Genomic DNA, 20,658 nt, shown 5'->3' with positions numbered 1-20,658 from the left:
TATCATTTAGATTAAATAAAAATGGTGTCGTTATGAACAACACCTTTTTTTATTACCTCTAAACCTATTTAACTATGAAAACTACTTACAATCTAATTTTTAAATACAACAATTAATTCTGGACTTTGTTCGAATTCAATATCTAATTTTGATTCGATTACTGGTTCTTGACCTAAAATTGCCCAGATTGTATTGATGGCTTTCGCCGATTTGTTAATTTCTTTCATCCAGTTTAACGATTTTTCATCAGAGAAATTTTGCGCTTGGCGTGAAATCGTCTGGATAGTTTGGTTAAACGTGATTTTATCCTGTTTGTTTGCAAGTAAGTATTCTGCCTTGCCATTTTGATAATCTTCTAATATAGAGATAGTTAGGCTAGCCGCAGATGGCTTAGTTGCTTTTTGATCTTTCTTTATAAAATTCTGAATAACTTCAGATAAAGTTTCCTTCTTGATAGACAAATTACTTGTCGACGTTTCGTTGTTACGAGTTGTACCGCTTGCTTTTGTTTCCGCTCCGATTAGGCTTAGTCCCACTAAACAGCTAATCACTAATAAATTCTTTTTCATAAGTTTTGTTATATTTATTTCCTAAATCAACAATACAAAATTATTGTATTTTTTCGATATAGCAAAACTTGAATTTAGACAATTTGTGTTTCAAAAATTCTTAAAATTTGTTATTTTAATATAAAAACAGAATTTATATAAAGTTTTTTGTAGTATTTCAAAATATAATTTGGTAATACTTCTTGATACATTTTGATAATTCTAATTTAAAAATTTAGGAATAATTCAAAAATTCTTTAAAAAGTACAATTACTGATTGTATTTATTCATTGTTTGTTGGATGCCTTCTAAGCAAAATGTTTCCATGAAGGGAATGGACCTCTCTAGTACCTCTGGAATAAGTCCTAATTCTTCTTCGGAAAAGTTACTTAGTACATATTCGGCTTGTCGACCTTTCGGAAAATTGTCACCAATACCCATCCGTAAACGTGGATATTCATTACTCTGAAGACTAGCTTCAATACTTTTTAAACCATTATGTCCACCACTGGATCCTTTGGGTTTTAAACGTAGCGTCTCAAAGGGTAGGGCTAGGTCATCAACCAGGATTAACATATTTTCTTTGGGTACTTTGAGATGTTGCATCCAATAATTCACCGCTTTACCACTTAAATTCATGTAGGTATTAGGTTTGATGAGGTGGATTTGATGTCCTTTTAGTTTGTAGGAACATTGGCTGGCGTATCTATCGGGTGAAAATTTTAGGTCTTTGAGTTTGGCTAAATAATCTAAAGCCATAAATCCAATATTGTGGCGGGTAAATAAATATTCAGGACCAATGTTGCCTAATCCTACAATTAGATAATTCATAATTCAATTTTTGACAAAAGTACAAGCAAATTTTTTAGAAGACAGCTTTGAGCTTAACTTAGTAGAAAAAATTGACATGAATAAAATTGCTTGTATTACAGGTGCCAGTTCTGGAATTGGATTTGCTACATCTAAAGCATTGGCTGATTTAGGATATCAATTGATTCTATGCGGAAGACGACGTGAACGATTAGAAGCATTACAGCAATCCATCTCTTTACCTAGTTATATCTTAACTTTTGATGTTCGAAATTGGAGCGAAGTAGAGCAAGCCTTCCAAAGTTTGCCAATGGAATGGAAAAATATCGATTTATTGATTAATAATGCAGGAAATGCCCATGGGCTTTCTCCGATTCAAGAAGGCTCTTTAGAAGACTGGGATGCCATGTTACATGGCAATGTTAATGGTCTATTATATGTATCAAAAATGGTGATGCCTGAAATGATTCGTCGGGAGCAAGGGCATATCATTAATATTTCATCGATAGCAGGAAAACAAACTTATGCCAATGGGAATGTGTATTGCGCTTCCAAAGCAGCGGTAGAGGCTTTATCTCAAGGAATGCGTATCGACTTAAACCCTTTTAATATTAAAGTGTCCAATATTGCTCCAGGAGCTGTAAATACGGAATTTTCAGCGGTTCGCTTTAAAGGGGATTTACCAAGGGCAGAATCGGTTTATCAAGGCTTTACACCATTGGATGCAGCTGATATTGCCAGTTTAATCGCCTATATGGTCTCTTGTCCTGCTCATGTGAATTTAGCGGACGTGACTATTTTACCTAGCGCACAGGCATCGGCTACTCAAATCAAAAAGGTATTATAGTTTTAGTTAAGTCTTTGACGTAGAGCTTCGTAGATGATAACACCTGCGGCTACTGATACGTTTAAAGATCCTACTTGTCCACTTTGAGGAATAGCGGCCAAATCATCTGCTTTACGAATGATTTCATCAGAAATACCATCTTCTTCTGAACCTAGTACGATGGCTGTGGGTTCTTTAAAGTCTTTGACATAAACAGAATCCTTCGTTTTTTCTGTACATGCAATTACCTTAAGGCCAGCATTTTGTAGGTATTCGATCGTGCTAATTAGGTTTTCTTCTCGGCAAACCGGTAAAAAGTTTAATGCACCCGAAGAGGTTTTCATGGCATCTGCATTGATTTGAGCAGCTCCGCGAGAAGGAATTACGATGGCATGAACCCCAGCACATTCAGCAGTACGCGCAATAGCTCCAAAATTTCTCACATCAGTAATTCGATCTAAAATCAGAATTAGAGGTGTTTGGCCTTTCTCAAAAGTGTCAGCAATGATATTATCAATTTTGGCGTAATGTATGGCAGAGACGAAAGCAATAGCACCTTGGTGATTTTTACGCGTAATGCGATTTAGCTTTTCAATGGGTACTTTTTGAACCTGAATACCTTTTTCTTTGGCCAATTCCAAAATCTCAATACTTCCCAATTCCCGTTGAACTAGTAAGCGGTCAATTTCTTTTCCAGCACGAAGAGTTTCTAAAACGGATTGAATACCAAATACAAATTCTTTATTATCTGTTTTCGGAGTAGTAAAATGCCTAAAGGGCTTCTTGTATGGCTTGGGATCTTGTTCGAATGACACGTTGGATAGCTAAAATGTAGTGCAAAGGTCGGGATTTTTTTTCATTTTTCTTTAAAATCCTTAATTAGAGCTAAATCATCAATCTAAAAGTAAGGTTAATACGCAGTTCATGGATCTTTTTTGATTTGGCTAAAGCATGTTTCCAATGTTCTTGAATACATCCCTGCATATTGATTAATTGCCCATTTTCTAATTCTAAACTTCTTTTTTCGCCACTGGAATTGTGTTTAAGATCAAATCTCCTTTGGCAACCAAGACTCAAGGAGGCTATGCTTGAATGAGTGACAATGGATTTTTCATTATCTGTGTGCCATCCCATACCTTCGTTTCCATTATGATATAAATTGAGAAGGCATGCATTGTATTTGGCCTGACAAATTTCCTCCACCTTAGATTTGATTTCCGATAGGACTGGAGTCCAAGCATGAGCTTGTTTTACACTACCTGAATACTGGTAGCTTCTACCAAGATCACCATACCAAGCTACTTTTCGAGCAGTTATATGGGTTTTTCCGAAAAGTCGTACTAGATCATGTTCCCAAGCGATACTTTGTATTAAGGTATTTAATAAGTTATTAGCCTGTTCTTCGGTATAAATTCTACCATATGAATACAATTCTCCATCAAATGGGAGCAAATTATCCTTTTGTTGATTTATGTGCATGATGTCCTAAACTAAAAAAAAATCCTGACTCCTAAAAGGAGCCAGGATCTAATTTATTGCCCGAAATTAAATCAAATGATATGGCTTATAGGATGGTTAGGTATTGTTTTCATTTAAATGGAGGTACTTTTTTATATTTTCTACATAAACTTCAAATGCTTTCTTCCCTGTTTGGGAAATACTTATGATGGTTAATGGGTAATTATTTTTAAAGGTTTTTTCTATTTGTACATATCCTGCCTCATGTAGTTTTTTTAGTTGATGACTTAAATTCCCTTGGGTAGTTTGGGTTTCTTTTAATAAATCATTGAAATGAGCATGTTTTACAGTGAGTAAAATGGACATAACGGCTAGACGGACCGGAGAATTTAATAAAGGATCTAAGTCATTAAACATGTTGAGATATTAGATTCGGCATAACATTCCCTAGGAGCATACAAACTCCATTGAGAAGTAATTGCTGCTGAAAGGGTATAAATAAGCAGTAAATTGATCCTATTCCAAAAATCAATCCACATAGGATAAACAACAGATTCTTCATCAAGAAGCCTGAAATACTGGTGCCAATACCTACACATACCAAAATATAAGGGAATGGGCTAACCTGATTGTATAAGGAAATATAAAGTGTTAAACCCAAAGCGATGTACAAAGTAAACCACATCGTCAAAACAAAATGATTGTAATAGCTTAAAGAGGTTTTTTTGCCAGCGTATCCCCAATAGATACTTAGAATAAGCCCAACGCCAGGAAAAAATATCCATGGATAATACTTCGGGAGGGATAATATATTTTTTTCAATAGCATATTGCGAAAAGCTGGCAACAGCAATGAGAATTCCCCAGAGTATGTAGAATTTTCGTTGAATGTGATAATCTTGACGTGTGGAGTTAACGACTTTTTGGATAATGGCTAAGCTCTCATTGGGATTGAGTATTGTTTCAGACATGTTTTTAGTGGTATAGTGTTTGCAATATTAATGTAGTTTGTAATACAAACCAAATTATTTAGGAAAAAATATTTATTTGAATATTCCTACCTTTGTATTCAAATTTTCTAATATGTATAAAACGACTGAAATTGCCTCTTCTGAGATTGCTTCGGATAATCCGATTCACCAACGACTTTTATTCCCTTATTTACATGTGAGCCATTTAGTTTCAGGCGATGTTTTGGAAATTGGGTGTGGAACAGGAAGGGGAGTAGGCGTATTAGCTCCGCAGGTCAGTAATTATACAGGTGTAGATAAAAATACGGAGTTGATGCAGGAGTTAAGTAAAAATTATCCTTCATTTACATTTATTGATATGTTTTTGCCGCCATTGAAGGATTTACCCTCCAATCACTATGATTTTGTAGTTACTTTTCAAGTGATTGAGCATATTGAAAATGACGATTTTTTTCTTCAAGAAGCTGCCAGGGTTTTGAAACCAGGTGGTAAATTGTATTTAACCACGGTCAATAAGAAATTCTCTTTAACGCGTAATCCATGGCATGTTCGAGAATATGATGCCCATGGACTTCAGAAATTGATGGAAAAACACTTTTCTTCGGTCATTACAGAAGGGATACATGGAAATACCAAAGTGATGGATTATTATGAAGAAAATAAAAAGTCAGTTCAAAAAATTACTCGATTTGATCTATTAAATCTGCAATACAGATTACCAAGAACTTGGTTACAAGTTCCTTATGATATAGCCAATCGAATGAGTCGTTTGATTGTTTCCAAAGCCAATAATCAATTAGTGGATTCCATTCAGGTTGATGATTATTCCTTAAATCAAACACCTGATACTTCCTTTGATTTCTTTTATACCGGTATAAAATAATACCATGGAATTCATAGACCCAGCCATTGATGCTTACTCCAGAGCATTTTCTGAGCCTGAAAATGACTTATTAAAACGTCTTGATCGTGAGACGCATGCCCAAATTTTACAACCTAGGATGCTATCTGGGCATTTACAAGGTCGGTTTTTGGCATTGATATCGTCCTTAATGCAACCCAAATTAATCCTTGAAATTGGGACATATACAGGTTATTCTGCCCTTTGTTTGGCCGAAGGTTTAGTGTCGACAGGTAAGTTAATTACCCTGGACGTGAATGAAGAATTAGAACGTTTTACGCGCTCATTTTTTGATCAATCTCCGCTAGGTTCTCAAATTGACTACCGAATAGTGGATGCTAAAGATGAAATTCCGAACATTCAAGAAGAAATAGATTTGGTCTTCATCGATGCCGATAAGCGTAATTATGCCTTATATTTTGACCTTGTAGTGGATAAGGTAAGAAAAGGAGGTTTAATTATTGTAGATAATGTACTTTGGAGTGGAAAAGTGGTGGATGCATCCGCAAAAGATAAATCAACCCAAGCACTTAGGGATTTCAATCAAAAGTGTCTACATGACCAGCGAGTAGAGAACCTGCTCTTACCTTTGCGTGATGGACTTTTGATTCTCAAAAAGAAAGCTTAAGGCTGAATTTTTAATTTTTGTCCAACTTGTATCTTGGGGTTTTTACTTAATTTATTCCATTCAGATAATTTTTGAACACTGATCCCATATTGGGAAGCAATTCTAAAAAGTGTTTCTCCAGCTTTCACTACATGTATACTATTTTTTGCGGGGATTGAATGGTTATTAACCGCAGCTTTGGATTCTTGTACATTCTTGGTGTTTTCCACTGTGTTTTTTATTCTTTCTTCCACTACTTTGACATCTGATTTTTTATCTTTTTCGGGAGTATCAGAATGAATGGTAATTTCTCGACCAACGGCTGGGTCTATGTAAATAGAACTTCCTGTACTTTTGATCGTTACTTTAGGTTCTTCAGGGATAATTTCTTCTGGCTTTTCCTTAACCTCATTGCTGCGAGTGTTAATAGGGGGTTTTTTTGCTTTTTCATCCAATTGCTCTGCAATTAATTCCAGCATAGGTATTTTTCGAGCTACTTTAATTTTTTGTCCTAAACTTATTAAAGAGCTCATTTCTAAGCCATTTAACTTTAATAAGTCAGGCAATTTCATTTCATATTTGCGCGCAATGGAACTTAAGCTCTCACCAGATTCCACAGTATGAAAGCGAGTTTCTACTTTATCGCTTAATATGGGCTTATGTTTTTTCTTGGGATAAAGTGCTTCTTGAGGAATTTCAGCCTCGACATACAATTTATTGGTATCATTGGAAGCCGTTAATGCCATGCTTTGTGCCGCCAAGCTTACATTACTTTTAGATTCGAAAATTGATACATTCGAAGGGTGATATAGGGTATATTCCTTGTCATCCGGTACCCAATCTTTTAATACCCAAGAATTGTATTTTTTTAAATCATCATAACTTACTTTCCATTCATCGGATAAGTCGATCAGGCTTTTGCCTTTGACCGGCTTATAAGTAATCATGCTTGGTGTTTCTAAAGCTATGTTTTCAGTAGAATTTAATTGTAACTCTGTTTCCCAAAAATGTTTATAAGCTAGGAATCGTAGGACATACCAATCGGTACTTGAATCAACTTCTATGATGGATTTTCCAAGCCAATCCGTTGCTAAGGGCATTTTTTTAAGTGTTCCTAAGCCTAAACGATAGGATAATAAGGTGCTTAACCAGTTGTTTAATACGGTATTATTTCGAGTTAAGTAATTGACTGCCCCTTTGGTGGCTTCCAGAATGTGTCGCCTTTCGTCTACCTCTTTATTTACTTTCAATCCTACATCTTTGGCTGTTTCTAATTTAAACTGCCAATATCCTACGGCATTGGACGTTGAGACGGCATTGGGGTTTAAAGAGCTCTCTTGTACGCAGAGGTATTTGAAATCATCGGGTATATTTCCATCTTTTAAAATAGGCTCAATTAAGGGGAAAAATAGGCGCATTTTGTCTTTCATCATGCCCACAAATTTTTTATTGGCACCTAACATGGCCCATTCTTTTTCCAAAATGGGTTTAGCCGAAGGGTGAATGGCTACGCGCAAATTACCTAAACTTAAGGTATCCGTACGATTGCCAGCGTGGATGGTAATAAAAGAGCAACTTACCAAAAACAAAAAAAGAAATAGTAGCTTTTTTTGATTCATAGAGGATGGATTAATAAAGCAATGATGACTTTGAAAGCCTATTTCATGTAAAATTACCAAATATTCTCATTTAACGGTTTTAAAATAGGATTATTGCTAAATGCTCTTTTGTTTTAAGAGCTTGGGAATATCTTTACCTTTGTGAAAAATAGCATAAAATGATTTTAATTGACGATACTGTTATCAGTGAGGATGTAGCCGATGAGTTCTTTGTTTGTGATTTAAGTAAATGCAAAGGAGCTTGTTGTGTAGAAGGGGATTTAGGCGCTCCATTAGAGGAGGATGAACTAGCCATTATAGAAAGCATACAAGACCAAATTGCTCCTTATTTATCAGAAGAAGGGAAAGCTGTTATACAGCAAGTGGGTACTTGGGTCAAAGATGAGGATGGGGACTTTTCAACTCCGGTCATTGAAGGAAGAGAATGTGTATATGCCATTTATGACGATAAAAAGTATTTAAAGTGTGGGATTGAGCAAGCCTATTTTGATGGAAAGATCGACTTTCGAAAACCTATTTCTTGTCATTTATATCCTATTCGTATCGCCAAATTAGCGGAGTATCAAGCTTTAAATTATGATCGCTGGAGTATCTGCTCAGATGCTTGTTCACATGGGAAACAATTGGGAGTGCCCATATATAAATTTTTAAAGGAGCCCTTGATTCGGAAATTTGGAGAGAAATGGTATAGTGAGTTGGAGAAAGAAATTGAGGAAAGAAAAGAAGAGTAATTAGATTATAAATTATAATTTATAAATTATTAATTTTCGAGTTTAGAGAATCGTATTTAAATGGCTACCCATCTGAATTCCTTTGATGCTATTTATCAAGTTGTACAGCTGATTCCCCAAGGGAAAGTGACTTCTTATGGAGCAATAGCGGCTTATTTAGGAATGAAAGGAGGGGCTAGAATGGTGGGTTGGGCCATGAATGCCTCACATACATTAGAAAATGTACCAGCGCATCGAGTGGTTAATCGAAATGGAGTTTTGACGGGTAAAAATTTCTTTGGGGGTAATCGGATGCAAGAACTTTTGGAAGAGGAGGGAATTCAGGTGAAAGAGGATAAAATTATTGGATTCCAACAGCATTTTTGGGATCCAAGTTCTGAGTTATAAAATTAATCGCTTGTAGGCTTTCAATCAATCTGACTCAAGAATTTTTTACCCCCTAGCATCCGCATTTGTCGCTGAATTGTATTCGTTCTCCGCTGTACGTAATTGGATGGGTTTTGGATGGAAAAACGGATGGGATTCGGTAATACTGCGGCAATTCTAGCTGCTTCCGCCCGACTTACCTCTGAGGAAGAATGTCCATAATATTTTCGGCAAGCGGCTTCGACTCCAAAGGTCATTTTACCCGTTTCTGCCACATTGAGGTAGACTTCTAATATTCTTTGTTTGCCCCAGATTAATTCGATCATGAAGGTGAAATAGGCCTCTAATCCTTTTCTTAGATAGCTTCTGCCTTGCCATAAAAAGACATTTTTGGCCACTTGTTGCGAAATGGTACTAGCTCCTTTAATACGTTTTCCCTTCATATTATGACGCATAGCGCCCCACATAGCCTCAAAATCAAATCCCTTATGTTCTGGGAAAAGTTGATCTTCAGAAGCAATGACAGCTAAAGCACAGTTTTTGTCAATTTCTGAATAGGATGTCCAATTGGAATAAATTTTACTAGGCTTTCCTTCCATGATTGCATCGATTTTACGGCTTGCCATGGTAGGAGTGAAGTAAATGGGGAGAAACTTCAACAATAGTATCATCACCAAGGAAGCTATCCAAGCATAAAATACAAACCAAGCGAACTTTTTGAGATACCTTTTGAAGGTACTGCTGGATTTTACACTTGAACTTGAATTAACTTTTCCGAATTTAGACGATTTTGTGGCTAGGCGCGCTTCTTTCGTTAAGTCAATTCTTTTTGCCATTGAGATGTTGAGGTATAATAGATTGCAAAAATACAATCTTAATTGAAATGCAGGTTTAAATTAGAAAAATATCACTACTCAATTTATCGGCAATCAATTTTCCAGATTCTGTTAAGATTAAAAATCCATCTATTTCTTTCGCCCATTGCTTTTCTTTCCATTCTTCGATTTCCGTTCTTGGCAAGCTTTGGTTTATTTGTTCCAATGACTGTTTCAAATACGCCAAATCCAAGCCCCACATGGTTCTTAATCGAGTCATGATGTATTCATTGATCCGATTTTCTGGACTCAGATTTTCTACTTCAAAATGAGGGTTTCCTTGCTCTATGGCCAACATATACGACTTATTGTTGGCCACGTTCCATTGTCGGCTTTGAACATTGAAACTATGTGCTGATGGGCCTATTCCCAAGTATTCTTCTTGGTTCCAATAACTGGAATTATGCCTGGAATAGCGTTTGTTTTTAGCAAAATTGGATACTTCATAAGCTTCAAATCCAGCAGATTGTAATAGCTGGTGACTTAATTCAAAATGGGCAGCCATTTGATTGTCGGGTAATTCTTTGAGCAAACCATTCTCCTTTTGCTTTCCAAAAACAGTTCTTGGCTCAATGGTCAAACTGTAAGCAGAAATATGGTCAACTTCCAACGAGATAGCCTGTTGGATATCGTATTCCGTATCAGATAAAGTATGTTCTTTTAGGCCATAAATGATATCCACGCTGATATTATCTACACCCGAATCTTGTGCATATTTTATAGAACGAGTGGATTGTTGACTGTCATGGTTTCGGTGTAAATGCCTAAGACTTTCATTATTAAATGTTTGAATTCCTACGCTTAAGCGGTTTATTCCTGTTTTTTTTAGCGTTTGGATATATTCCTGAGTTAAATCCTCTGGATTCGCTTCTAAAGTAATTTCGGCATCTGCATCGATGGAAAATAGAAGGTTAATTTGGTCAAACAGCACATTTAATTGTTTTTCCGATAATAGGGAAGGTGTACCTCCTCCGAGGTAAATGCTTGTCAGTTTTTTATGGGTCAAATACGCTTTTTGAATTTTCAGTTCTTGCACCATCGCATTCACCATGACCTCTCTTTGAGAAAGTACCGTTGAAAAATGGAAGTCACAATAATGACAAGCTTGTCGACAAAATGGAATGTGTAGGTATAGGTGCAAGGGATTCCTTAGGGTTCAAAGATTAAGTAACTAAGCTGATCGGGTACAAACATCTCTTGAGCTAAGCTTTGTAGTTTATCGGATGTAATCGCGTCTATTTGCAGGAATAATTCATCCAAACTTTCAATTTTTTCTCGATCCAATAAGTTTTTAGCCATCATGAGCATGAAGTTTAAATTACCTTCTTCTGCCATGGCAAGTTGACCTTTAAGTTGCGACTTGATTTTCTGTAAGGCAGGTAATGACAATGCTTTTTGTTGCAGTTTGTCAAATTCCCGCATGATCAATTTGATGGATTTATTAACTTGATTCGGTTCTGTGCCAAAATAGATGGCCCAAAACCCCGAGTCAATATAGGATGTGAAACTAGCTTCAATGGAATAGACTAATCCATGTCTTTCTCTAACGGAAACATTCAGTAAAGAATTCATGCCAGGCCCACCTAATAAATTGATTAAGGTGAAAAATGCCATTCGATTGGGATTAGCCAAGGCATAGGATTGTCTGCCTAATGCCACGTGAGATTGGGTTACACCTCTTTTGACGACCTTTTTTTCGGGAATCATCCAAATAGGTTGAAGGCGTTTTACTTGTTGTTTTTTAGCCTGAATATGACCCAAATGTTTTTCAGCCCAAACAAAGACTTTATCATGTGGTAATTTACCAATGGAAGAAAATACAATGCGGGAAGTGTCCATATTTCTTTCTATGAACTGAAGCAAGTCGGATTGTTGAAATCCCTGTACAGTTTCATTCGTTCCTAAAATATTCATTCCAAGCGAATGATTTGGGAACAATAATTCATCAAAATCATCTTGGATGGCATCTTCTGGAGAATCATAATACATGGACATTTCCTCCAAAATGACACTTCGTTCTTTTTCTATTTCTTTCTGTGGAAAGGTAGAATGAAAGGTAATATCAGCCAAAAGTTCCAAGGCTCGTTCGTAATAAGGACTTAAAACGGAGGCGTGGAAACAAATTTTTTCTTTGGTCGTATAGGCATTTAATTCTCCTCCTATAATTTCCAAACGATTGATAATCTGGATATTATTCTTTTTTTGAGTGCCTTTGAAAGCCATATGTTCCCAAAAGTGAGCCAGTCCTTGTTCGGAGTCATTTTCATCCCGACTACCTATGTCCAACATAATGCCTACATGCGAAATTTCTGTATGTACAACTTGTCGGTGGACAAGGATCATGCCATTGGAAAGTGTTCGGGTTTGAATCGAATTCATGTAGTTAATTGGATAAAAATGTCCCAAATTTAACTAAATTTATGGCCATTTCATTCATTTTTTTCTATGCTTAAGCATTCCAAAGTTCTTTTAATTCAAACTGCTTTTTTAGGGGATGCTGTTCTGGCTACTGCTTTATTAGAAAAAATACGGAATGAATCTCCAGATACAGAAATACATATTTTGGTTAGAAAAGGCAATGAAAGTCTATTTAAGGCATATCCTTATTCCAATTTACATCGTGTCTGGACTTACGATAAATCTAGAAAATGGTCTTCTTGGTTAGAACTTCGGCATGATCTTAGTTTAGCGCATTTTGATGCCGTTTATGTGATTCAGCGATTTTTTGGAATGGGGCTTTTGAGCCTCAGTATAGGAGCAAAGCGAGTGGTAGGTTTTGATAAAAACCCCATGTCTTTATTTTTTACTGAAAAAGTGAAGCATGAATGGGGAACGGGGATTCACGAAGTAGAACGAAATACGGCTCTTGTTAAATCTTGGCTAGGGGAGAAGGTCTTTAAACCTTGTTTAAAAGCCGCTGAGATCGACTTAGTCCCAGAGATTCGGAAGAAGGAGTATATCTGTATTTCTCCAGGAAGTGTCTGGGAAACCAAGCGACTACCCATTCGTATTTGGATTGAATTTATTCGTTTGTTACCTGAAAGTCAGGTGGTCATATTAATGGGTTCACCTGGAGAAATTGATTTATCACTTCAAATCGCCGAGGCATTTCAGGGAAGTAATCGGGTGATATTGAATGAAACGGGAAAGCATCCATTATTAGCTTCGGCTTATCTATTTCAACAAAGTAAGATGAGCTTTGTGAATGATTCAGGACCCATGCACATTTGCTCGGCTGAAAATGTACCAACAGTAGCCGTTTATTGTTCTACTGTTCCATCTTTTGGCTTTGGGCCCTTAGCTGATTGGAATCGTGTAATAGAAACGAAAGAAGTATTGAGTTGTAGACCATGTGGGGACCATGGAAAGAAGAATTGTCCTTTGGGGCATTATGCCTGCGGAGAAGGCATTGAAGCAATGGCTCTTTTTCAGGCTTATCAAGAATTTTTAAGCTCGGGAAGCCAAAAGATATAAAACGGCCATTCGGACAGCTACTCCATTTTCTACTTGATCTAAGATGATGGAATGTGGTGAATCAGCAGCATCAGAACTTAATTCTACTCCTCGGTTGATTGGACCAGGATGCATCAAGACAATTTCCTTGGGTAATTCATCTAGCATTTTTCTTGTGATTCCAAAGAACTGAGCATATTCCCTCAATGATGGGAAATATTTGATTTGTTGACGTTCTAATTGAATTCTCAAGACATTGGCGGCATCACACCAAGCTAGGGTGTCCTTGACATCATGGGATACTTCTACTCCTAGACTTTGTATGTGTTTGGGGATCAAAGTGCTTGGCCCACATAGTCGTACTTGAGCTCCTTGTTTTTTTAAGGCATAAATATTGGAAAGAGCCACACGAGAGTGTAAAATATCACCTATGATGGCTATTTTTTTACCGGCTAAATCTCCTAATTTTTCTCTGAGAGAAAAGGTATCCAAAAGTGCTTGGGTAGGGTGTTCGTGTGTACCGTCGCCAGCATTAATGATGTTCGCTTTAATGTGCTTGGATAAATAATGTGGAGCACCTGGGCTAGCATGTCGCATCACAATCATATCCACTTTCATGGCTAGAATGTTGTTGACAGTATCGAGTAATGTTTCTCCTTTTTTTACCGAACTTCCTGAGGCTGAGAAATTGATGGTATCTGCAGAAAGTCTTTTTTCTGCTAGTTCGAAGGAAAGGCGTGTACGTGTGGAATTTTCAAAAAATACATTGGCAATGGTCACATCGCGTAAAGAAGGCACTTTTTTAATAGGTCGGTTAAGGACCTCTTTAAATTCTTTGGCCGTTTTTACTATCAGGTCAATGGATTCAGCATCCAGGTCTTTTATTCCTAATAAATGTGGCGATTTCAACATATTTATTTCATCATTGATGAGTGATTAACCAAATTTTATCTGCTTCATGTCCTTGTTCGGTCCATTCAACCAGTACTTTTTCGGTGGAAAGTGTATTGACACTTTTCCCAATATAATCGGCATTAATTGGTAAATCACGGTTATATATTCGATCGATTAAGACACATAATTCCACTTTGGCAGGTCTTCCAAAGGCTGTCATGGCATCAAGTGCTGCCCGAACCATTCTACCTGTAGCTAATACATCATCAATTAGAATAACCCGTTTATTTTCAATGATAAAGGGGATATTCGTGCTATTGGGAGCCACTGTATCTCGTCTACGGTAATCGTCGCGGTAGAATGTGGCGTCTAATTGGCCAATTTGCGGTGCTTCAGGTAGATGCTTACTTAATTCTTTGGCAATTCTTTCGGCAAAGTAAATGCCTCTAGGTTGAAGGCCTAAAATGACAGTTTCAATACCTTCCATTTGATTTTCAATGAGCTCTTGGCATAACCTAGATATGGTTATTTCCAATAGTGGGCTTGATAAAATCAGCTTGTGAGTCATTGGTACAAAGTTAATGTTTTTCAGCAATTCTACTTTAGAAGATTCGCTCTTGAGCATTAAAATCTGGCAAAATTTGATCTTTATCAGATACGATGGGTTGCGCTACACCCCAATCAATAGCTAGGGTAGGGTCATTCCAGCGAATTCCTGATTCAGCTTCCTTATTCCAGAAATCGGTGCATTTATATACAAATATGGTTTCTTCTAGGGCAACAAATCCATGAGCAAAACCTACTGGAACATACAGCATATTCCCTTTATCAGCTTCGAGGATGAATTTTTCATGTTGTCCAAAAGTAGGAGAATCTTGTCGTAAATCCACGATCACATCCATCACTTTTCCTTTCATGCAACGTACTAATTTTCCTTGACCGTGTGGATTTTTTTGAAAATGCAATCCTCTAAGAACACCGGGAGTGGAAAATGAATAATTATCTTGAACGAAATCTTCTGGTATACCGTTGGCAGCAAATAATTTTTGGTTATAAGACTCATAAAAATGGCCTCTGGCATCAAAAAACTTCGTTGGGATACATTCAATAACTCCTGGGAGCTGGTGTTTGATAAATTGCATAAATTCTAGATCGTGATTGCTTTCCTGTTTTTTTGATATTGCTTGGAAAGAACTTAATTTGCGCCAAAATTATTCATATTTCGGCATTTAAACAATGTCATTTCCCAATCTCTATGAATTCATCTGAATTAGTTAAGCAAATTGAACAAAAACGATCATTTTTATGCGTAGGATTGGATTCTGATCTCAGTCTAATTCCCAGTAAATTTCGTTCTGAGAAAGATCCCATTTTTGCATTTAATCAAGCGGTCATAGATGCTACTCACCCTTATGCCGTGGCATACAAGCCTAACATTGCTTTTTATGAGGCTATGGGGCCTCGTGGTTGGGAGAGTTTACAGAAAACGATGGATTATATACCCAAGGATATATTTACGATTGCAGATGCCAAAAGAGGAGATATTGGGAATACGGCTTTGAAATATGCTCAAACATTTTTTGGTCCCTCCAGCAGCGGTTTGAATTTTGATTCGATTACCGTGGCACCGTATATGGGCCGAGATTCTGTAGAGCCATTTTTAACGTTTCGAGATAAATGGGTGATTTTGTTGGCATTAACATCCAATATAGGGAGTCATGATTTTCAGATGACTAAATCCGAAGATTATATGCCTTTATATGAGCGGGTAATGCGCACAGCTATGTCGTGGGGATCTCCTGAACATTTGATGTTTGTCATAGGCGCCACACGGTCAGATTTTTTACAAAAAGTAAGGGAAATAGCCCCAGATAATTTCTTTTTAGTGCCTGGTGTAGGTGCCCAAGGTGGAAGTTTGGAAGATGTGGCTAAATATGCCATGAATTCCAATGTTGGATTATTGGTTAATTCTTCTCGAGGAATTATTTATGCTGGGGATGATACTTCGGTCTCCTCAGCCCGAGAAGCCAAGAAAATTCAAGAAGAGATGGATCGTTATTTGGATGAATACAGGAAGTAAATTGTAAATGATGAATTATAAATGTTTTGTTTTATAATGTACTGATTGTCATTTATTTAATTCATTTGTTTTAAATTTTTAATATCTAAATTAATAGAATAATTAATTCTAATTTTCAAAAATAGATTTTATAATTAACCCTGAAATTCGATAATCTATTATTTATAATTCATAATCTACAATTTATAATTCACCATTCACCATTCACCATTTCCTATGGAGCTTAGCATCTCAACTCCCGCATTATTATTTTCAACGGTTTCTTTATTGATGATTGCTTTTACAAATCGTTTTATGTCGATGGCATCTTTGATTCGGGATTTACATCTAAAGTTTCAGAAGAATCCAGAGGACGCTATTTTTAAGCAAATAGAGAATTTACGATTGCGCATGAAGTTGATTCAGTCCATGCAAATTATCGCAATTTTCAGTTTGTTGTTTAGTGTAATTTGTATGTTTCTTCTTTTCATGAATGAAGAAATGATTGCACGTTGGTTTTTCGGAATTGGTCTAATTGGAATGAGTTTAGCCTTGAGTTTAAGTGCTTGGGAAATAACAATTTCCACCAAAGCTTTGGAAGTTGAACTCTCTGATATGGAAGATATCATCGCCAAACGAAAGTAATCCAAATTTATTTTTATTTTTTATTCGAATAATTAAAAATATTTTTTTATGCTATTTCAAGTATAGAATATTAATACTATTTTTGTGTACAATTTCAATGATTAATAGCACGAAATTGTATTGAAACAGAATCAAACATTAAAAATACTACTTAGGCGGATTGAATAAAGGCTCGGAATTTTTCTGAGTCTTTATTGTTTTAGGCCTTTAGTATAACAGCTGACATTGGAGGAAGGTTTAAAGAGATGGAAAATGCCTTACCTTGCCAATTGATTTCTTCGGTCATCACAGCTCCTGAAATAGGGTAATCACTTCCTCCAAACTCACTTTTGTCTGAATTGAAAAGTACTTTCCAAATACCAGGTAATGGTACGCCTATGCGGTAGTTTTCTCTTGGTGCTGGGGTTAAGTTCAGGATAACAATGACCTGCTGTTTAGCATTTTCCCCTTTACGGATGAAAGTAATGACGGAATTACCTTGGTCGTTCGATTCGATCCATTCAAATCCTTCATGGGAGAATTGTTTGCTGTAAAGAGCAGCTTCTTCTCGATACAGCTGATTCAAGGCCTTGACGGTTGATTGTATCCCTTTATGGTAAGGATTTTCTAGTTCATGCCAATCCAGCGACTGATTATGGTTCCACTCCTCATTTTGTCCAAATTCACCTCCCATAAACAATAACTTGCTTCCTGGATGCGTAAACTGCTCACTCAATAATACCCGAAGGTTGGCAAATTTTTGCCATTCATCGCCTGGCATTTTATTCAATAAAGAATTTTTGCCATATACTACTTCATCATGCGAAAGGGGTAGGCAGAAATTCTCGGTAAAAGCATAAATGAGTGAAAAAGTTAAATCATTTAAATGGTATTTACGGTGAATGGGGTCTTTATGAAAGAAATTTAAGGTGTCATTCATCCAGCCCATCATCCATTTTTGACCGAATCCCAAACCACCTTGGAAAACAGGTTTAGTAACCCCAGGAAAACTGGTTGATTCCTCTGCAATCATTTGAATATCAGGGAATTCTCCATACATGTGAATGTTTAATTCTTGAAGGAATGAAATCGCTTCTAAATTATGATTTCCCCCATACACATTGGCTTCCCATTCACCTTCATTTCTAGAATAATCTAGGTAGAGCATGGATGCCACAGCATCTACACGCAAACCATCAATGTGGTAACGATCTAACCAAAACGCCGCATTGGACAATAAAAAACTACGAACTTCATTTTTCCCGTAATCAAAAATATAGGATTGCCAATCTGGATGAAAGCCTCGTTTAGGATCCGGGTGTTCATACAAGCAACCGCCATCAAAATTGCGTAAACCATGGTCATCACCTGGGAAATGGGAAGGGACCCAGTCTAGTATAACTCCGATTCCTTCTTGATGGAATCTTTCTACCAAGGCCATAAATCCTTGTGGATCTCCGAACCGAGAAGAAGGAGCAAAGTACCCCGTTATTTGGTAGCCCCATGAAGGCGCATAGGGATGCTCCATGATGGGCATGAACTCCACGTGTGTAAAGCCCATATCTTTGACGTATTGAACTAATTTATCGCTTAGGTCAGCGTAGCTTAGGTATTCGTTTTCTAATGTCTTTTGCCATGAACCAAGATGTACCTCATAAATAGACATGGGGGCGTTGAGTGAATTCTTTTCTTTTCTCTCTTGCATCCATGTTTGATCTTTCCATTCTTTAAAGGTATTCCAAACGATACTGGCAGTTTTGGGAGGTGTTTCACAGAAAAGGCCCATTGGGTCTAATTTCTCGAGGATTTCACCTGTTTTACTTTTAATCCAATATTTATAGGTTTCCCCTGTTTTAACGTTGGGAATAAAACCTTCCCAAATACCGGAAGAATCCCAACGAGGGTATAGTCCATGAGCGCTAGAATCCCAGAAGTTAAAATTGCCTACCACAAAAACAGATTCAGCGTTGGGTGCCCAAACGGAGAAATAAGTACCTTTTTCTCCATCAAGCTCAATTTCAAATGCACCCAGTTTCTCATATAAACGGGTATGTTTACCATTTAAAAAGAGGGCAATATCAAAATCGCTAAAAAAAGAATGAGGTTTAACTATGGCCATAAGAGGGTGGGTTTCAATGTAAAGGCTAAAATAATAAAATTAAATTGATTAAAACTCAGTTTTTTTTTACGCACAGTATTTGAATTTTTAAAGGAAACTCCTACCTTTGTGCCACCAAATTAATAATTGGTCCGTTCGTCTAGGGGTTAGGACACGTCCCTTTCACGGATGAAACACGGGTTCGATTCCCGTACGGACTACTTCGGTAGGCAATTTGACCCTGTAAATGAATAATTTACAGGGTTTTTTGTTTTTTGACCATATTACGTGCAAACTTGCATCCAAGCATTTGAGCCTATCTTGGCGTATTTTAATCGTGTCAAATGCACCAAAATTTTGCCTCAAATTTTTCTTTTGGGTCAACTAATAAAGATGGAATAGTTGATTGTTTTTTGCATTTTCCCTTGTTGGACTAAATATTTATGTCTTTTTGGAAATTGTATTCGGGAAACTAATTCCTTAAATTAAGATACGTTAAATAAATAATTGTCATTAGACATCCAGTTGAATTTATTTTTAAAGATTTAATTTGATAAGTTTACGTATCTCCGTGTCAAAACATCATACTATTTATAACCTTATAAATAATATTGGTCAGCATGAATTCTTGGTCACCGGTAGATTATTTGATTTATTTGAGTTTTGTCTTTTTCGCCTTTGGGATATCATTATTCCTAAAAAAAGGCCTAATCGCAACCAAATTTCTTGGGATTCAATTTCTTGGTTTAGGCTATCAGCTCTTTGCTGGCTATTTTATTCAACCGAGTCATATCCATGAATATCCACATTTTTTTAGAACTGTTTCTCCATTTTTATACTTATTAGGTCCGCTTGCGTATCTTTTTCAACATTTTTTACTTTATCCAGAGCGAAAATTCAGATGGGTACATACCTTACATTTTTTGCCTTTTATTTTACATATCATTGAATATATCCCCTTTTATATTTTACCCGCCGAGGTGAAATTAGTAGAAGTGGAAAATGTATTTCACCAAAAAACCTTTTATAGTTCTCAGTCCATCTATGGTTGGATATCCATGCGTGATCACCTTTTTATAAAAACCATATATTATACCGCTTACATTTTTTGGACTCTACACGAATTATATAAATTTTATATAACAACCTCTAAATCATTCTTGAAAAAGAATTCATTAATTGTTTATTGGTTAACGAGTGACATGGTCATGAAGTTTGTCGTTATTATTCTGCATTGCTTTAACTTAGTTTTTGCCAAAAAAAAGCATTTAGAGATAACTTACATGGATTATATATTTGTGCTTGAATATATAATCATGATGGTTTTTATGCTGATGAATCCTAAATTATTGAAAGGTCCTACCTTGAAAGGTTTAGTTTTTCAACATTCTGCAGGCTTTAATGAAAAGCAATTAAATGAAACAACGAAGCAAGAAAAGGCCCATCAAAAGTCGTCCAGAGATAAGTCAGTTTTATTTACTTTAAATCGATATTTTGAAACTGAACAATTATTTCTTCGTCCAGACATCACACTAGCTGAGGTGAGTCGGTATTTGAAAATTAAGCCCAGAATTATACGTATGGCTCTACAGGTAGAAATGAACCTGTCATTTTCTGATTATGTCAACACATGGCGTATTCAATACGCCGAAGAGCAATGTCGGGAAAATCCAAAATGGAAAAATTATAAATTGGAAGTCATAGCGATGGAATCGGGTTTCGGGACAAGACAAAGCTTTAATTCAGCAGTGAAAAAAATTAAGGGAGTTTCACCCGGGAAATACTTTGAAAACATCCTTTAAGCTTCAAATAAATATAA

The 20,658-nt window shown here is 36.4% G+C and carries 23 protein-coding genes and 1 tRNA gene; 10 read left to right on the top strand and 14 right to left on the bottom strand.

Annotated elements, in window-relative coordinates; translation table 11 throughout:
- Positions 1–92 precede the first annotated feature (92 nt).
- Positions 93–569: a hypothetical protein gene (locus G9H65_RS11855; RefSeq protein WP_166375555.1), complete on the bottom strand. Its 477-nt coding sequence runs from the start codon at positions 567–569 to the stop codon at positions 93–95.
- Positions 570–818: 249 nt separating this feature from the next.
- Positions 819–1,379, bottom strand: a complete 561-nt coding sequence (gene pth / locus G9H65_RS11850) for an aminoacyl-tRNA hydrolase (RefSeq protein ID WP_166375554.1) — start codon at positions 1,377–1,379, stop codon at positions 819–821.
- Positions 1,380–1,455: 76 nt separating this feature from the next.
- On the opposite strand from pth, the gene G9H65_RS11845 reads away from it, so the two are divergent.
- Complete coding sequence (locus G9H65_RS11845; protein WP_166375553.1) at positions 1,456–2,205, top strand: SDR family NAD(P)-dependent oxidoreductase; 750 nt, start codon at positions 1,456–1,458, stop codon at positions 2,203–2,205.
- A gap of 2 nt (positions 2,206–2,207) precedes the next feature.
- On the opposite strand, the gene rlmB is transcribed toward G9H65_RS11845, so the two are convergent.
- The 4 genes from rlmB to G9H65_RS11825 all read right to left on the bottom strand — a co-directional run bounded on the left by rlmB (position 2,208) and on the right by G9H65_RS11825 (position 4,612).
- A complete protein-coding gene (gene rlmB, locus G9H65_RS11840) occupies positions 2,208–2,999 on the bottom strand; it encodes a 23S rRNA (guanosine(2251)-2'-O)-methyltransferase RlmB (RefSeq protein ID WP_166375552.1) in 792 nt (263 codons plus the stop codon).
- Positions 3,000–3,069: 70 nt separating this feature from the next.
- On the bottom strand, positions 3,070–3,663 hold the full coding sequence (locus G9H65_RS11835) for an alpha-ketoglutarate-dependent dioxygenase AlkB family protein (protein WP_166375551.1): 594 nt from the start codon (positions 3,661–3,663) through the stop codon (positions 3,070–3,072).
- Positions 3,664–3,759: 96 nt separating this feature from the next.
- On the bottom strand, positions 3,760–4,059 hold the full coding sequence (locus tag G9H65_RS11830) for a winged helix-turn-helix domain-containing protein (RefSeq protein ID WP_166375550.1): 300 nt from the start codon (positions 4,057–4,059) through the stop codon (positions 3,760–3,762).
- Entirely contained in the window at positions 4,052–4,612 is a 561-nt protein-coding gene (locus G9H65_RS11825; RefSeq protein ID WP_166375549.1) for a hypothetical protein, read from the bottom strand. Before G9H65_RS11825 ends, G9H65_RS11830 begins: the two co-directional genes overlap by 8 nt.
- Positions 4,613–4,724: 112 nt before the next feature.
- Here G9H65_RS11825 and G9H65_RS11820 point away from each other — a divergent pair, with 112 nt between their 5' ends.
- On the top strand, positions 4,725–5,495 hold the full coding sequence (locus G9H65_RS11820) for a class I SAM-dependent methyltransferase (protein WP_166375548.1): 771 nt from the start codon (positions 4,725–4,727) through the stop codon (positions 5,493–5,495).
- Positions 5,496–5,499: 4 nt separating this feature from the next.
- On the top strand, positions 5,500–6,141 hold the full coding sequence (locus G9H65_RS11815; RefSeq protein ID WP_166375547.1) for an O-methyltransferase: 642 nt from the start codon (positions 5,500–5,502) through the stop codon (positions 6,139–6,141).
- Here G9H65_RS11815 and G9H65_RS11810 read toward each other — a convergent pair.
- Entirely contained in the window at positions 6,138–7,739 is a 1,602-nt protein-coding gene (locus G9H65_RS11810) for a LysM peptidoglycan-binding domain-containing protein (RefSeq protein ID WP_166375546.1), read from the bottom strand. The two genes, G9H65_RS11815 and G9H65_RS11810, sit on opposite strands and share 4 nt — an antisense overlap.
- A gap of 158 nt (positions 7,740–7,897) precedes the next feature.
- Here G9H65_RS11810 and G9H65_RS11805 point away from each other — a divergent pair, with 158 nt between their 5' ends.
- A complete protein-coding gene (locus tag G9H65_RS11805) occupies positions 7,898–8,470 on the top strand; it encodes a DUF3109 family protein (RefSeq protein ID WP_166375545.1) in 573 nt (190 codons plus the stop codon).
- Between the two features lie 60 nt (positions 8,471–8,530).
- Positions 8,531–8,857 carry an MGMT family protein gene (locus G9H65_RS11800; protein WP_166375544.1) on the top strand — a complete coding sequence of 109 codons (327 nt, stop codon included), beginning with the start codon at positions 8,531–8,533 and terminating at the stop codon, positions 8,855–8,857.
- A gap of 20 nt (positions 8,858–8,877) precedes the next feature.
- On the opposite strand, the gene mtgA is transcribed toward G9H65_RS11800, so the two are convergent.
- Genes mtgA through G9H65_RS11785 form a run of 3 tightly spaced genes read right to left on the bottom strand, consistent with a single transcriptional unit; the run spans position 8,878 to position 12,090 of the window.
- Positions 8,878–9,672: a monofunctional biosynthetic peptidoglycan transglycosylase gene (mtgA, locus tag G9H65_RS11795; protein WP_166375543.1), complete on the bottom strand. Its 795-nt coding sequence runs from the start codon at positions 9,670–9,672 to the stop codon at positions 8,878–8,880.
- A 55-nt stretch (positions 9,673–9,727) separates the two neighbouring features.
- On the bottom strand, positions 9,728–10,852 hold the full coding sequence (gene hemW / locus G9H65_RS11790) for a radical SAM family heme chaperone HemW (RefSeq protein WP_166375542.1): 1,125 nt from the start codon (positions 10,850–10,852) through the stop codon (positions 9,728–9,730).
- A gap of 8 nt (positions 10,853–10,860) precedes the next feature.
- A complete protein-coding gene (locus G9H65_RS11785; RefSeq protein ID WP_166375541.1) occupies positions 10,861–12,090 on the bottom strand; it encodes a M16 family metallopeptidase in 1,230 nt (409 codons plus the stop codon).
- A gap of 66 nt (positions 12,091–12,156) precedes the next feature.
- Between G9H65_RS11785 and G9H65_RS11780 the strand changes: the two genes are divergently transcribed.
- On the top strand, positions 12,157–13,185 hold the full coding sequence (locus G9H65_RS11780) for a glycosyltransferase family 9 protein (RefSeq protein ID WP_166375540.1): 1,029 nt from the start codon (positions 12,157–12,159) through the stop codon (positions 13,183–13,185).
- On the opposite strand, the gene G9H65_RS11775 is transcribed toward G9H65_RS11780, so the two are convergent.
- From G9H65_RS11775 to rfbC, 3 genes are read right to left on the bottom strand one after another with little or no spacing between them, the layout of a single operon-like run.
- A complete protein-coding gene (locus G9H65_RS11775) occupies positions 13,159–14,076 on the bottom strand; it encodes an aspartate carbamoyltransferase catalytic subunit (protein ID WP_130925414.1) in 918 nt (305 codons plus the stop codon). The two genes, G9H65_RS11780 and G9H65_RS11775, sit on opposite strands and share 27 nt — an antisense overlap.
- A 10-nt stretch (positions 14,077–14,086) precedes the next feature.
- The gene (pyrR, locus tag G9H65_RS11770) at positions 14,087–14,626 is read right to left on the bottom strand and encodes a bifunctional pyr operon transcriptional regulator/uracil phosphoribosyltransferase PyrR (RefSeq protein ID WP_166375539.1); all 540 of its coding nucleotides are present in this window, start codon (positions 14,624–14,626) and stop codon (positions 14,087–14,089) included.
- Positions 14,627–14,660: 34 nt separating this feature from the next.
- On the bottom strand, positions 14,661–15,200 hold the full coding sequence (gene rfbC / locus G9H65_RS11765) for a dTDP-4-dehydrorhamnose 3,5-epimerase (RefSeq protein WP_166375538.1): 540 nt from the start codon (positions 15,198–15,200) through the stop codon (positions 14,661–14,663).
- Positions 15,201–15,313: 113 nt separating this feature from the next.
- On the opposite strand from rfbC, the gene pyrF reads away from it, so the two are divergent.
- Together pyrF and G9H65_RS11755 are read left to right on the top strand one after the other, a co-directional pair.
- A complete protein-coding gene (pyrF, locus tag G9H65_RS11760) occupies positions 15,314–16,138 on the top strand; it encodes an orotidine-5'-phosphate decarboxylase (RefSeq protein ID WP_166375537.1) in 825 nt (274 codons plus the stop codon).
- A 216-nt stretch (positions 16,139–16,354) separates the two neighbouring features.
- On the top strand, positions 16,355–16,762 hold the full coding sequence (locus G9H65_RS11755) for a DUF2721 domain-containing protein (protein WP_166375536.1): 408 nt from the start codon (positions 16,355–16,357) through the stop codon (positions 16,760–16,762).
- Positions 16,763–16,961: 199 nt separating this feature from the next.
- Here G9H65_RS11755 and glgB read toward each other — a convergent pair whose 3' ends face one another.
- Complete coding sequence (glgB, locus tag G9H65_RS11750; RefSeq protein ID WP_166375535.1) at positions 16,962–18,860, bottom strand: 1,4-alpha-glucan branching protein GlgB; 1,899 nt, start codon at positions 18,858–18,860, stop codon at positions 16,962–16,964.
- A 128-nt stretch (positions 18,861–18,988) separates the two neighbouring features.
- Here glgB and G9H65_RS11745 point away from each other — a divergent pair.
- Positions 18,989–19,060, top strand: a tRNA-Glu gene (locus G9H65_RS11745).
- Positions 19,061–19,459: 399 nt separating this feature from the next.
- Positions 19,460–20,641 (top strand): helix-turn-helix transcriptional regulator, encoded by a 1,182-nt coding sequence (locus G9H65_RS11740; RefSeq protein WP_166375534.1) that lies wholly within the window; start codon positions 19,460–19,462, stop codon positions 20,639–20,641.
- Positions 20,642–20,658: the final 17 nt, after the last annotated feature.

The sequence above is a fragment of the Aquirufa ecclesiirivi genome, from assembly GCF_011250515.1.
GTDB classification, from domain to species: domain Bacteria; phylum Bacteroidota; class Bacteroidia; order Cytophagales; family Spirosomataceae; genus Aquirufa; species Aquirufa ecclesiirivi.
This window is presented reverse-complemented; position numbering and strand designations above follow the sequence as displayed.